Here is a 12625-nt window from a genome sequence, read left to right as displayed (position 1 = left end):
GTCACAGCCCCTTGGTGGCGACGGCAAGAATGCGCCGACGGGGCTTCCTGCCCTCCAGTACGGCGATGCGGCGGTCGAGGTCGGTCAGGACATGGTTGGCCTGGGTCAGGTCGTATTGAACGGTGCGGTCGCCCACGGTGACGCGGGCGACAAGCGAGTTGCGCCGCGCCAGAACGCGTTCGCGCTCAGCCTTCATTTCGTCGAGGGTCATGATCAGTTCAGTCCACTGAATTTGATGATCCGCCGGGGGCGACGGACGGTGCGGCGGATCTGCCCGGCCTCAGGGTCACTTGCGGGAAGCCGGTCGTTCATCGCCACCTGCTTCTCGAGATCCCGCCATTTGGCCTCTGACCAGCGGTCGGCGCCGACGATCCAGGCGGCGGCGCGGGCATAGACCCGGCAATCCAGCGCCTCATTGCGCTCGCGCAGCTTCTGCCATTCCAGCTTGGTGAAGCCGCGGCGGTTCTTGACCGTCACCAGTTGCTCGGCGACGAATTGCTTGCACCACTCCGAATCCGCCCACGATGGCAGATGCACCGTTCCGGCCGGGTAACGGATTCCCTCGGCCAATTCCTCGTCGGTGGGGCGCTCCAGGCGGAGGAAGCGGTAGGTTTCGGTTTTGAAGGTGGAGACCGCCACGATCCACAGCCTTGCGCCGCGGCGGATCTTCTTGCCGCCCTCGGTAGCGTCCACCAGGGTGGGGCCGGAGACCGGGCTGGAGCGGTTGAAGCCCTCGACGCCCTTGATCGGCGAGACCTGGCCGACGCCCATCCGGCGGCCCCAGGTATATACCGCCGAGGACTCGTAGCCGGAATCGATGGCGAGGCGGGCGATCTTGAGGGCCGCGCCGCTGGCATGGGTCCAGGTTTGCCCCAGCACCCGCTCCAGCGTCGCCCAGGTCTCGGCGTGTTCCGGCCCGCCATCGATGACGACATGGTCGACCAGCCAGCTTTCCAGATTGCGGCCCCAGGCCCAGACGTCGATCTCGATGCGGTCCTTCTGGACGTCGGCCCCGGCGGTGAGAAACAGCCCACCCGCAGGGACCGTACCCGGACCCCAAGTCTCGCGGCGGTCGTACAGCCGCTGCCAATCGGGGGCCTCGCCGCTCTCGACCCAGGTTTCCCCCAGCACGGTGTTGCGGAACACCCTGAGCGCATCGTCGGAACCTTGGGCCGCTTCCCACAGCCGCGCGATGCTCTCCCACGACTGCCAGCCCGGCGGCGAGTACAGCGCCGAGATGTGGAAGCCGACGGTGCCGGGATCCTCGGCTACCGCCGTGGCCCGCCAAATGCCTGCCGCCAGCATGGTGGCCTTGGCCGATTCGGTGATCGGCTGGTCGCAGGACTCGCAGACGTAACGGACGCTGCCCGGCTGGCCCTTGTCCCATTTCAGCCGCTCGAACTTCAGCCACTGCATTTCGCCGCAATGGGGGCACGGCACGAAGAAGCGGCGCTGGTCGCTAGCCTCGTATTCCCGCTCGATGCGCGACAGCCCGCGAATGGTGGGCGTCGAGACCAGGAACGCCTTGGCCCGATGGGCGAAGGTGGCCATGCGGGCGCAGGCCAGTGCCACCGGATCGCCCTCCTCGTCGGCCGAGGCGGGATATGCGTCAACCTCGTCGAGGAACAGATAGCGGGCGGGCATGGAGCGCAGGCCTACCGCGCTGTTGGCCCCGGTCATCACCAGGGTGCCGCCGGGAAAGTCCTTCGACAGCATGGTGTTGCCGGCGTCGCGCGAGCGGGCCGGCTTCACCCGTTCCCGCAGGATTGGGCTTTCGTCGATCAGGGTGTCGATGCGCTGGCGCGAATTGCGCTTGGCCATCTCGACGGTGGGCTGCACCGCCAGCACCGGGCCGGGGGCGTGGTGGATGATGAAGCCGAGGAAATTGTTGCCCGCCTCGGTCGCACCGACCTGGGCACCCTTCATGAACACCACCCGCCGGCAGGGGTGCGACGGCGACAGGCAGTCCATGATCTCGCGTAAGTAAGGCGTGCGATTGGTGCGGTAGCGGCCCGGTTCGGCGGAGGCGCGGCTGGACAGAACCCGGTGCTGGTCGGCCCATTCCGACACGGTCAGCAGCGGGTCGGGCCGCATTCCGTCGGCCCAAGCCGACAGGATCAGATCCGCGCCGTCGAAGTCAGTGGAAGTCCGGCTTGATGTCTGCAAGCTCATTCAGATGCGCCCTGACGTGGGTTTCCAGCAAAACCTGCATGACGTGCGGGTCGATGCCGATTTCCGCCGCCATCAATCCGGCGACACGGGCAGGCCAGCCGACCCAGGCATCGCGCTCCTGCCGGGCCAGCTTGAACACCAGGGCCAGGGCATTGGCGCGGTCGATGACCTCGTCCTTCAGCCGCTGCACCTGGATGCGGGCCTTCTGCGCCTTGGCGACCTCGTGGGCGGTGCGGGCCTGGGCGAAGTTGGCGCCTGTCGAGGGCAGGGAATCGCGCTGGTGCGACGGAAGTGGTGCGGTTGACGGTACCGAAGGCGGCGATAACGGAATTGGTGCGGCCTTCTCCGGCGCAGGTGCCGGAGCCTTGCGGGCGGGATCGGTCTGGGCATCCCAGGCGGCGTCGGCCTTGACCGGGTCGATGGTGCCGTCCGGCTCCTGGGAAATGCGTCCAGCCTTGGCGGCCCGCAGCACGGAGACGTGACTGACCCCGCGATGCCGCGCATAGGCGCGTATCGACAGCCCCATGGCAGGAACCCCGCAGAAAGCAATCTAATGATCGACTTATCGAGTTGATGTCGTCGCCCGGCAGAGCGATGGATGGTCCCACGGACAGCGGAGGGAACCATGACGAAGCGCACCGACAACACCCAGGCTATCGATGCCTTTATTGCCAGGAAGGCCGAATTCGACGCCATGCTGGCCCGGCTGCAAAACTTGAGCGCCGACCATTTCAACTGGGCGCCAGACGAGATCAATTGGGGCCACGCCGGGACGATGGCCCACTACGCCGAGATGCTGAAGCGCATCACCGACAGCGCCTTCCACGAGGGCGAATTCGCCGCCTGATCGACGGCTTTCCCCTCAGCTCTCCGCTTGCGCGGGGACAGGCTCCGACCGGCTTCTCGCTGGCGGGGCTTCGGGTGGTACAGGCGCGGGACGGTCCCGCGTCGCATCCCGGAGGGAACCACCATGTCGTTGTCCGATACCCAAGCCATCATCCTGTCCACCGCCTGCGCCCGCGAAGGCGGTTTCCTGCTGCCCATCACCGCCGCCTTGAAGGGGGGCGCGGTGAAGATGGTACTGACCAGCCTGATCAAGAAGGAACTGGCCGAGGAGATTCCCGCCGAACCCGGTATGCCGGTCTGGCGCGAGGACGAGGACGGGATCCCGTTCACCTTGCGGGCCACGCCTGCCGCCTACACCGCGTTGGGCATGATGGCCGACACGGGCGCGGCCACCGCCCCGGAAGAAGAACCGGCGACGGACATGGCCGACCAGCCGGAAACCGCGCCCACGGAGGCCGACGGCGCGAATACGCCGCGCAAGACCCGCCAGGGGACGAAGCAGGAAGCCCTGATCACCATGCTGAAGCGGCCTGAAGGGGCCAGCATTGACGAGATTACTGCAGAATTTGGCTGGGCGAATCATACAATTCGCGGGGCCATTGCCGGGGCTTTGAAAAAGAAGCTGGGCCTGACGATCACCAGTGAGAAGGTCGAGATGCGCGGTCGAACCTACAAAATCGCCGAATAGGAGCCGCCCATGCCCCGCTACAGCGTGATCATCACCCGCGACGTCACCGAAAGCACCATCGTCCAGGTCGAAGCCGAAACGCCTGAACAGGCCGAAACGGCGGCTTTGGGAAAGCTGTTCGAGAGTACCGACACCGAGTGGGAACTCGACGAGGGTTCCTGGAACAAGGCAGATGCCTACGTCTCCGGTGTTGACGAAATCCGCTGATGGCGCTCGATTTCGGTCAGCACCATCAGGGCTTGGTCAAGGGCAAGATGGTCACTTGCCCTTGACGCGCGGTCCACATGCTCGGGATTGACCGCCATGATTTACAGCGACTTCTTCAAAGCCGCCGCCGTGCTGAACTTGATGCTCGTCGAGGCGGAGATGTCGATGGCCTCGCCGGTCTTCGGATTGCGGCCCTGACGTGCGGCGCGTTCCGACTTGGCGAAGGTGCCGAAGCCGATCAGGCGGAAGTTGCCGTCGGTCTTCACGCCTTCGACGATGGTGTTCAACACTGCGTCAACGGCGGCATCGGCCTGGGCGACGGTGCAACCGGTGGCCTCGCGGACGGACTTTGACAGGGCGGACTTGGACATGGTTAACGAAGCCTTTCTTGGACGCGATTTCGAACAGTAGATTCGGTTGGCGCCAAATCCAAGCCTTCACCGGATTCGTTCGAACATCCGCCGCAGCATATAGCTGCGTGACAGAGAAACCACCAAGAACGCCAGCCCGATCATCAGATCGTCGGCCAGGGCGATGTGAATGCCGAACAGCGGGAACACCGCCACCTGCGTCGCCACCGCCAGAATGTAGCCGATGACCACGTTGGCGATGGCCTCGGTCAACGACATGCGGCGGGATTGTGCCATCAGTATAATCCATTGAAAACGATTGATTATTCGACTTGATAAGGCCGTGGCATGGAGCGTTACTGGGGCCACCAAAACGGAGGAACACCACGATGCAAACCCGCGACGAAGCCCTGGCGAAGATCGCAGCCACCATCCTGGACCTGGAAACCCTGGCGACCCGCAACAGCGACCGCCTCGACTTCCACGAGCTTTCGGTCTGGGGCATCAAGGCCGCCCTGGAAGCCGCCTACGCAGCCGGCCAGGAGGCGAAGTGAACATGGCCTTGACCGTTCGCCCCACCGCCGCCCTGAAGGCCCATCCGCAGTGGTCGCAGACCGACTTCGAATACTTCCGGGGCAAGGGCTATTCCAACCAGCAGATCCTCGAATTCTGGGAGCGCGACCTGCGCCTCGGCTGCAAGCCGCTGAATTGGAAGCCCACCGACGCCAAGTACCAGCATTCCCTGCGCCGGATCACCCGGCGCTGACCACCTTCCCGGCGGCGATCTCCTCGAAACTCCGGCCATCGCCGTCCAGCACGGCCTTCTGGCCGGTCAGCTTCTGCCAGCGGCCGACGATCACGTCGGCATAGGCCGGGTTCAATTCCATGGCAAAGCAGATGCGGCCAGTGGTTTCCGCTGCGATCACTGTGGTGCCGCTGCCCGCGAAGGGCTCGTAGACCGCCTCGCCCTCGGCGCTATTGTTGAGGATCGGGCGGCGCATGCATTCCACCGGCTTCTGGGTGCCGTGGACCGTGGCTTCGTCCTCATCGCCGTTATTGCCGATGGCCCAGATGGTGGCCTGATCCCGCGCTCCCTGCCAATGGCCGGTGCCGCTCTTGCGCACGGCGTACCAGCAGGGCTCGTGCTGCCAGTGGTAATCGCCGCGACCTAGGACGAAGCGCGGCTTCGACCAGATGATCTGGGCGCGGAGCTTGAAGTCGTTGGCCTCCAGGCTGTCGGCCACCGTTCTGGTGTAGATGGCCGAATGCCAGACATAGGCGACCTCGCCGGGGAACAGCGCCCAGGCTTCCCGCCAATCGGCGCGGTCATCGTTGGCGACCTTGCCGGTACGCGAGGTGGAGGACACGCCGGCCTGATTGCGCCATTCGGGATCGTATTCAACGCCGTAGGGCGGGTCGGTCACCATCAGGTGCGGCATGGCTCCGGCCAGCAGACGCTCCACATCGGTGGCGCTGGTGCTGTCGCCGCACAGCAGGCGATGCTTGCCCAATATCCACAAATTGCCCGGCCGCGTCACCGGATCGACGGGCGGTTCGGGGATCTCGTCTTCGTCACCTTCTCCCTGGCCGTCGCCCTCGTCGTCGAGGGGGGCCATCAGGGCATCCAGTTCCTCGGCGGAAAAGCCGATCAGATCCAGGTCATAACCCTCGGCATTGAGCGCGTGCAGTTCCGCCGCCAGAGTCTCGTCGTCCCAGCCGGCATTCAGCGCCAGCTTATTGTCGGCCAGGATGTAGGCGCGGCGCTGGGCTTCGCTCAGATGATCGAGAATCACCACCGGCACCGTATCCAGGCCCAGGGATTTGGCGGCGGCCAGTCGGCCATGCCCGGCGATGACGTTGCCTTTGCTGTCGGCCAGCACCGGATTGGTCCAGCCGAACTCCACCATGCTGGCGGCGATCTGGGCGATCTGAGCGTCCGAATGGGTCCGCGCATTGCGGCCATAGGGGATCAGCCGGTCGATGGGCCAAGCCTCGACCGTGTCGGGAAGCGGATGGGTCATGGTCAGTCCGTGCAATCGCAGGGCAGGCAGTCATCGGATGGACCGCCCTCGAAATCCCGCTGGCGGCGGACGAAATTGAGCAGTTCGCGGTAGCTGGGGCGGTCGGCGCGGAACAGCGCCATTTCGGGCTTGGTCAGGCTGCCCATGGCCGGGGCATTGCGCTCCTGGTCGATCCACCATTTGGCCCGTTCGGGGAACAGCCGCATGATCCCCTTGATGGTCGCGGCACCCTTCATGTAGCAGAGGTCGCAATTGCCCAGAGGCGTTTTGCCGTTGTTGTCGGGCAGGCCAAGATCGAAGGGCTGGCGCTTCCAGAACGCCGACACGTCGCGGCGAGTCACCTTGGCTACGTCGAGCGGCAGGATGGTTTCGAACCGCTCCTTGCCCGCCTCGTTCATGGCCTTCTGGCGGGCGACCCGGCGGGGCTCGTCATGGCGCAGGCCGACGACGTTGGTCCATTCCGGGTAGCCCAGCATGTCGCGCATGAAGGCGATGCCGCGCTTGACCTTGAGGTAATGGGTGCAGAGCCGCATGGTCGGATTGGGCAGGAAGCCCCGCACCTTGATGATCTTCTCGAAGGGCTCGCCATCACGCGACGCGCTGTTGTAACCCACCACGCTGGTATCGAACGGCTCGGCGGGGTCGTATTCCAGCCAAGTGATCGGGACCGACCAGCGCACCGAGCACTCGTGGACGAAGCGGAGCGTCTGCTCGAATTCCTTGCCAGTGTTGAAGAACACCACATGGATGTCGGCGGGCAGCTTCCCATCATGGGCATCCAGGATCTGGCGCAGCATGTAACCGGACGTGCGTCCGCCCGAGAGCGACACCAGCGCCGGGCCGTCGAGGCGGTAAGGATTGTGGGTCATGGCCGTTGTCCTGCCGCCTGGATGCGGCGGCCGATCCAGCGCATCACCGGCACGGCCATGGAATTGCCCAGCGCCCGGTAACGCGGGCCGTCGGGACAGTCCTCGGCGGCCTTCTTGCGCCACAGGATCTGGGTGTAATCGTCGGAGAAACCCTGGAGGCGCTCGCATTCGCGGGGCGTCAGGCGGCGCACCGCCATGTCGTGCTGGACCGCCAATTGGCCGCCGCCATTGTCGCGGCCCAGGGCCGACATGGCCCGCAGGGTCGGAGTGACGCCATCGGCATTGATCGTCTGGAACCCGGTGCCGGCCTTGCAATCAAACGCCACGTAAGTCTGCTGTTTGGTTCCCGGCTCCGCCGCCAAGGCACCAGCCACGGTCAGGGAGCGGACCTCGTCACGCTGATTCTGGGCGAAGGCGACATAGCTGCGGCTGGAGCCGCCGCTGGCCGCCCGCAGGCTGGCGAGGTTGTCGGCATCGATCTCGGCCTGCGCCCCACCGTCGCGGCCGCGCAGATTGAACGCCACGGCGTGCTGCTTGCCCGCCTGCAAAGTGAACATCGGATCACCATCACTGCCGACACCGATTCCGGCACGCACATCCGTGGTGCTGATGCCGGTGCGGGCACCGGCCTCCTGAATGGGAAAGGCCACCGGCACCAACGGGGTGCCGCGTCCGGTGCCATCTTCCGAGGCGTCAAATCCCTCGCCGCGCAGGGAATGGGTGACCAGGGTGTCGATGTCGGGTCGGTGGGCGAGGTTTGACCTGGCCCGCAGGGTGTGGGCGATCAGCGTGTCGGTGCAGTCGCTGTCCACGCCACGGGACAGATCGCGTGCCCGCAAGGTGGTGGCGACAAAGGTCTCGCTCTCGAAATCCATCCGCCCGCTTGCCGAGGCGCAGGCATTGAGCGCGGTGGCGACGTTGATGGGGCCAGCGGTATTGTTGCCGCCGAACGCCTCGGTGATCAGTCCGCCGCTGGTGGCGAATGACGTCTCGCCGCTTCGGCCAGCGCGTGCATCAAGCGTGGGGGCAAGACCTTGTTCCGCTTCTCGGCGCGGCGGATGATCCCGGCGCACGCCTTGGCGCTCAAAAAGTACTTGGACGGGATCGGCCCGGTCTCCAGCACCTGCGACAACGAACACACGACGGCGGCGTTGGGCCAGGCCGAAATATTGGGCGTCGAGCACCCGCCACGCGACTGTGCGCGCGGGTCCAACGACAACACCAGCGTCCGACCATTTTCCCCCTGGCGGGACGACCGGACCATCTTCGCCGGCCAATCCGCCCAGAAGGCATCCGAAGGCGTTATCGTGGGTGGACAAGGCGCCCGGCACGTTTTCCCAAATGGTGTAGGCTGGGTCGATGGCATTGGCGAGTTCCACGAATTTGAGGGCAAGATTGCCTCGGGCGTCGTCCAGTGACTTGCGCAGGCCCGCCACCGAGAACGCCTGGCAGGGCGTGCCGCCCACCAGCACGTCGATCTTGCCCCGCCATGCCGAGCCGTCGATGGCGGTCATGTCGCCCAGGTTCGGCACCGTGGGGTAATGGTGCGCCAGCACGGCGGAGGGGAATGGTTCGATCTCGGCGAAGAAGGCAGGCCGCCAGCCCAGCGGCTCCCACGCCACCGTCGCCGCTTCGATTCCGCTGCACACTGAGCCGTAAACCACCCCCTGGGCGTGCGGCATGGAGCCGAGCGCCGGGGATACCGGCTCGGTGAGAGCAAGTTGCATGGTGGTAGCCGTGGTACGGGTGGTACAGGGGTGGTAGCTGGAAGGCGGCTACCGGGCTGGCTACCGCCCCCCGTACCACCCTGCCCGAAAGCGTGAAAGGCGCGCTGTCCTTGGGACTTACGCGCCTTCCGGGGTGGTAACTGGTACGGGGTGGTAGCCTAGATTTTTCGGCTGTCGCTAGCGAAGTTCGGCGCTGATGCCCCCCGCATAGGGGAAGGTGCCGGGGAGGAACCAATTCTCCACGGTACGGTGTTCTATTCTTACGCCCGCTCCGGGCGGCGGATCATTTGATGATCGTCTTCGCCGCCCGTTCCGCGAGCCTGGAATTACATTTACCCCAAACTCGCCATCACTGTCGCGCCCTGCGATGTATCGATACACTTTTCGCTTTCCTCCGCCGCCTTGGTGCGGGCGATCAGATCGACCTTGGAGATGTGCCTGGGGATGCGCTTGCCGTTCAGCTTCCAGGCGATGACGCAGAGCGCGAACAGCCAGTGCCGGTGAGCAGTCGCCCGCGTCATGCCGACCTTCCAGCAGATCACCTTCCATGGGGCGTTGGTGGCCCGCAGCCAGATGATCTTGGCGTCGGTGGGATCGAGGTGGCGCAACCAGGGCAAGGCTTCGTCCATGCGGGTGATGGCGGCGGCGGAGGGTGGCGGACGACGCAACTTCACCTCGGTGGATTCCAAGCATTCCTGCACATACGGCGGCCAAATGCTGGCATGCCCCTGAATTCTGGTTTCAGGCAGGCGGCGCAGGGTGTCGGCGGCTTCGGCAAGGCGGTCTTCGACCAGGGAAGGCGTCCAATGGATCTCAGCCATAGGACACCTCCGGGCGCGGGCCATACAGCTTGGCACCCAACTGGCGGATCAGTTCACGCTCGGGCCAGGTCAGGCGCTGGTCGTCTTCGGCAATGACCAGGACGCCACGCTCTTGCCAGCCGTCCCGCTTGACCTGCTCAGGATCGCGGCGGGTGCCACCGTAACCGGGAGGGTGCCAGTTCATCGGACACCTCCCTGGGTGTCGATGGCCCAGGTCAGGATGGCGAGGGCGTCGGCCTCGTTGTCGTCCTCGGGATTGAAGCCACGGGATCGCATGGCGGCGATCACCATGTCCTTACCTGCATTGCCCTTTCCGGTGGCGTGGCGCTTGATGGTGCCGACCGGAACGCCCTGATAGGGGATGTGCTTGAGTTCGCACCAAGCGGTGAGATGGGCCAGGAAGCCGCCATAAATGTGTGCGGCGTCGGTGCCGGCGTGGCGGCGTACTTCTTCGACGTAGACCGTGCCGATGCCCTTGGCACCGGCTTCGAGGTGGTCCAGCCAGGATCGGAAGCGCAGGAATCTCATTCCGCCCCCCTCGAATCGGCCGGGGCGGAACTCCATGGTGCCGGAGACAATGACACCGTCGGCAAGGCGCATGGCCCAGCCGGCGGTCGTGCCCAGATCAAGGGCGAGGATGGTGGTCATGGTGAAGGCTCACAAGAACAGTGGGCCTTCGGCTTTGGTCGAGGGGGAGTCTATGGAAGGGAGGAATCGGCGGCAAGGAAATTCGTGGCGAAATGGGTAGGCGCGTCGAATGGCATCGAGGGGCCTTGCCCGTCCCACCTCCTGCATACCCCGTCCTGCCTATGAAATGAGGTAGGACGGAGCGTATCTAATTGGAATGATTGATGAATATACCTTTTAAGAGTGGGCGCGTCCTGCCTCCCTACCTTTTTCTGAAAACCTCTCCAGGGAAAATAAAATTTACAACACAATGATTGTATTGCTGAGGATTATTGCACAACTAATATGGTAAATTTTTCCTTTCCTCCATAAAGATTTTGAAAAAGGTAGGACAGGTAGGACGGTAGGACGAAGCCAGCGTTTCTGCGGCTTTCAGGCGTCCTACCTTCAAACAGAGGTGGGACGAGGTAGGACGGACACTCCCGTTCTGAAGATCATCCATCACGCCTTCGCCACCGGGAGGTCGTCCCACTTGGTGGTGTAGCTCGGCGTTCGATTTCCGCAATGCATCCGCCACGGCGCATCCTTCGGTGCAAGGCCGTACCCGACCGAACCGCTACCGAGCCGATTGTTGATGCCGTCCACCGCTACCATCAGCGCCCTCGGCTTCACCCCGGCTTCTGGCGGTGGCGAGAACAGATCGCGCGGAACATCTTCGGGTCGGACAAGATCCAGCAGAATGACCCCGGCCTTCTTGTACTCGTATCCATCCCGCCATGCCGATTCCATCCCCCGCAGAGCGGTTCGGATAATGTGTGGCGTGGACGATGTCGGCGGCGAAAACCGGGCCATGGAGGTCAGCGAGAACTGCGGTTGATCGGGTCGGAATCGGTCTGTGTAGGCGAAGACCTGAAGCGCGCCGGCCACCAAGCCCTCGGCCCTGATTTTTTCAGCCGCTCTGCTGGCAAAGAGCGTGACGGCATCTCTGACGTGACCGAGTTCGGACACGGTTTCGCCAAAAGACCGAGAGCAGCAGGTCGTGTGTTTGTCCGATGGCATGGTGTCCAGAGTGTGGACTGCCGTTCCACGAAGCTCCATCGTGGTCCGCAGCCCAACCGCACCCATGGTCTTTCGGATCCAGCCATCTTCGGCCTGGATGAGATCGAAGGCGGTACGGATTCCTTTGACCCCACAATGGCCGGCATACTGGCGCCCGATTCCCCAGACATCGCCTACCGGTGTTCGCTTCAGTGCAGCCGCCACCCATTCGGGATGGCTGACCAGATCGAGAGCGCCATTCGTCTTGGGCGACTTCTTGGCCAGCCGGTTGGCGAGTTTGGCGATGGTCTTGGTGGTGCCGATACCGACCGACACCGGAATACCGGTCCAGCGTCGCACGGTGGCGCGGATCTGCTGACACCACGCTGTCAAATCGTCCACCGGCATGCCCGCGAGATCGAGGAAGCATTCGTCGATGGAATAGACCTCGGCGCCGGGGGCGAATGTCGCCAGAACCGACATGACTCGCTCGGACATGTCGCCGTAGAGCGCATAGTTGGAGGACAGCATCACCAAGCCGTGGCTCTCGACCAAGTGGCGCAACTTGAAAGCCGGCTCTCCCATGGGCACGCCGATGGCCTTCGCCTCGGCCGACCGGGCAACTGCACAACCGTCGTTGTTGGACAAAACGATGACCGGCTTGCCCTCAAGGGTCGGGTTGAACACCCGCTCGCATGAGACGTAGAAATTGTTGCAATCCACCAGGGCGTAAACCGCCATGGCCGATCACCGCTTAGTCAACGCAGACACAGCGAAGGTGACGACGCCCCATATCTGGACGCCGTCATCCGGGTCAACGGGGAAGCTCGGGTAATCGGGGTTGGCCGACGCCAACTCCCAGCCATCCTCGGTCTTCCGTAAGGATTTCACAGTCAGACCGCCATCCAGTGTCGCCACGACGATATCGCCATCGTGGGGTTGGACCGACCGATCGACCACGAGCAGGTCGCCGCTCTGGATGCCCGCGCCGGTCATGCTGTCGCCATCGGCCTTACAAAAGAAGGTTGCCGCAGGGCGCTTGACCATCAACTCATGAAGATCGAGTTTGCCCTCAAGGTGGTCATCGGCCGGTGACGGGAAGCCCGCAGCCACCAGGGCGGAATAGATCGGTGCCGTGGCCTCGGATGGCGCGAAGCCACGACTCGAGGCCTGACAGGTGCCGGGAGGCAGCGGCATATCTGGGCTGGATGCGAACATGACAGGAACATAGCCTGCCTGGCTTGATCATTCAAGTTGGC

18 protein-coding genes are annotated in these 12625 nt (G+C 64.2%); 5 read left to right on the top strand and 13 right to left on the bottom strand.

The genetic code is table 11. The annotated features are described in order from the left end of the window. Position 1 precedes the first annotated feature (1 nt). The 3 genes from MTBSS4_RS04025 to MTBSS4_RS04015 are packed head-to-tail and all read right to left on the bottom strand — an operon-like array spanning position 2 to position 2698. Positions 2-211, bottom strand: coding sequence for a hypothetical protein (locus MTBSS4_RS04025; RefSeq protein WP_173982111.1), 210 nt, complete (start codon positions 209-211; stop codon positions 2-4). Positions 212-213: 2 nt separating this feature from the next. Continuing rightward, positions 214-2172, bottom strand: a complete 1959-nt coding sequence (locus MTBSS4_RS04020) for a phage terminase large subunit family protein (RefSeq protein ID WP_368667760.1) — start codon at positions 2170-2172, stop codon at positions 214-216. After that, complete coding sequence (locus MTBSS4_RS04015; protein ID WP_173982110.1) at positions 2138-2698, bottom strand: elements of external origin; 561 nt, start codon at positions 2696-2698, stop codon at positions 2138-2140. The genes MTBSS4_RS04020 and MTBSS4_RS04015 overlap by 35 nt, the downstream gene beginning before the upstream one ends. A gap of 99 nt (positions 2699-2797) precedes the next feature. On the opposite strand from MTBSS4_RS04015, the gene MTBSS4_RS04010 reads away from it, so the two are divergent. The 3 genes from MTBSS4_RS04010 (at position 2798) to MTBSS4_RS04000 (ending at position 3913) form a co-directional block, all read left to right on the top strand. Continuing rightward, positions 2798-3019 (top strand): hypothetical protein, encoded by a 222-nt coding sequence (locus tag MTBSS4_RS04010; RefSeq protein ID WP_173982109.1) that lies wholly within the window; start codon positions 2798-2800, stop codon positions 3017-3019. Positions 3020-3142: 123 nt separating this feature from the next. Beyond that, positions 3143-3706 (top strand): DUF3489 domain-containing protein, encoded by a 564-nt coding sequence (locus MTBSS4_RS04005; RefSeq protein WP_173982108.1) that lies wholly within the window; start codon positions 3143-3145, stop codon positions 3704-3706. 9 nt (positions 3707-3715) lie between these two features. After that, entirely contained in the window at positions 3716-3913 is a 198-nt protein-coding gene (locus MTBSS4_RS04000) for a hypothetical protein (RefSeq protein ID WP_173982107.1), read from the top strand. A 101-nt stretch (positions 3914-4014) separates the two neighbouring features. On the opposite strand, the gene MTBSS4_RS03995 is transcribed toward MTBSS4_RS04000, so the two are convergent. Together MTBSS4_RS03995 and MTBSS4_RS03990 are read right to left on the bottom strand one after the other, a co-directional pair. Continuing rightward, on the bottom strand, positions 4015-4284 hold the full coding sequence (locus tag MTBSS4_RS03995; RefSeq protein ID WP_170959006.1) for an HU family DNA-binding protein: 270 nt from the start codon (positions 4282-4284) through the stop codon (positions 4015-4017). Between the two features lie 66 nt (positions 4285-4350). Next, the gene (locus tag MTBSS4_RS03990; RefSeq protein ID WP_173982106.1) at positions 4351-4560 is read right to left on the bottom strand and encodes a hypothetical protein; all 210 of its coding nucleotides are present in this window, start codon (positions 4558-4560) and stop codon (positions 4351-4353) included. A 92-nt stretch (positions 4561-4652) separates the two neighbouring features. Here MTBSS4_RS03990 and MTBSS4_RS03985 point away from each other — a divergent pair, with 92 nt between their 5' ends. Both MTBSS4_RS03985 and MTBSS4_RS03980 read left to right on the top strand, forming a co-directional pair. After that, a complete protein-coding gene (locus tag MTBSS4_RS03985; protein WP_173982105.1) occupies positions 4653-4817 on the top strand; it encodes a hypothetical protein in 165 nt (54 codons plus the stop codon). A gap of 2 nt (positions 4818-4819) precedes the next feature. Beyond that, complete coding sequence (locus tag MTBSS4_RS03980) at positions 4820-5029, top strand: hypothetical protein (RefSeq protein ID WP_254432371.1); 210 nt, start codon at positions 4820-4822, stop codon at positions 5027-5029. On the opposite strand, the gene MTBSS4_RS03975 is transcribed toward MTBSS4_RS03980, so the two are convergent. The 8 genes from MTBSS4_RS03975 to MTBSS4_RS03940 form a co-directional block, all read right to left on the bottom strand. Continuing rightward, the gene (locus MTBSS4_RS03975; RefSeq protein WP_173982103.1) at positions 5016-6284 is read right to left on the bottom strand and encodes a site-specific DNA-methyltransferase; all 1269 of its coding nucleotides are present in this window, start codon (positions 6282-6284) and stop codon (positions 5016-5018) included. The genes MTBSS4_RS03980 and MTBSS4_RS03975 overlap by 14 nt on opposite strands. A gap of 2 nt (positions 6285-6286) precedes the next feature. Continuing rightward, on the bottom strand, positions 6287-7153 hold the full coding sequence (locus tag MTBSS4_RS03970; RefSeq protein WP_173982102.1) for a phosphoadenosine phosphosulfate reductase family protein: 867 nt from the start codon (positions 7151-7153) through the stop codon (positions 6287-6289). Continuing rightward, the gene (locus MTBSS4_RS03965) at positions 7150-8880 is read right to left on the bottom strand and encodes a DNA cytosine methyltransferase (protein ID WP_173982101.1); all 1731 of its coding nucleotides are present in this window, start codon (positions 8878-8880) and stop codon (positions 7150-7152) included. The genes MTBSS4_RS03970 and MTBSS4_RS03965 overlap by 4 nt, the downstream gene beginning before the upstream one ends. A gap of 332 nt (positions 8881-9212) precedes the next feature. Continuing rightward, complete coding sequence (locus MTBSS4_RS03960) at positions 9213-9701, bottom strand: DUF6362 family protein (protein ID WP_173982100.1); 489 nt, start codon at positions 9699-9701, stop codon at positions 9213-9215. Beyond that, positions 9694-9885, bottom strand: a complete 192-nt coding sequence (locus MTBSS4_RS03955) for a hypothetical protein (RefSeq protein ID WP_173982099.1) — start codon at positions 9883-9885, stop codon at positions 9694-9696. Before MTBSS4_RS03955 ends, MTBSS4_RS03960 begins: the two co-directional genes overlap by 8 nt. Continuing rightward, positions 9882-10349 carry a crossover junction endodeoxyribonuclease RuvC gene (locus MTBSS4_RS03950; RefSeq protein ID WP_173982098.1) on the bottom strand — a complete coding sequence of 156 codons (468 nt, stop codon included), beginning with the start codon at positions 10347-10349 and terminating at the stop codon, positions 9882-9884. Before MTBSS4_RS03950 ends, MTBSS4_RS03955 begins: the two co-directional genes overlap by 4 nt. 480 nt (positions 10350-10829) lie before the next feature. After that, a complete protein-coding gene (locus MTBSS4_RS03945) occupies positions 10830-12107 on the bottom strand; it encodes a Y-family DNA polymerase (RefSeq protein WP_173982097.1) in 1278 nt (425 codons plus the stop codon). Positions 12108-12113: 6 nt separating this feature from the next. Continuing rightward, positions 12114-12584, bottom strand: a complete 471-nt coding sequence (locus MTBSS4_RS03940; protein ID WP_173982096.1) for a LexA family transcriptional regulator — start codon at positions 12582-12584, stop codon at positions 12114-12116. Positions 12585-12625 lie beyond the last annotated feature (41 nt).

The sequence above is a fragment of the Magnetospirillum sp. SS-4 genome, assembly GCF_902729425.1.
GTDB lineage: Bacteria > Pseudomonadota > Alphaproteobacteria > Rhodospirillales > Magnetospirillaceae > Phaeospirillum.
This window is presented reverse-complemented; position numbering and strand designations above follow the sequence as displayed.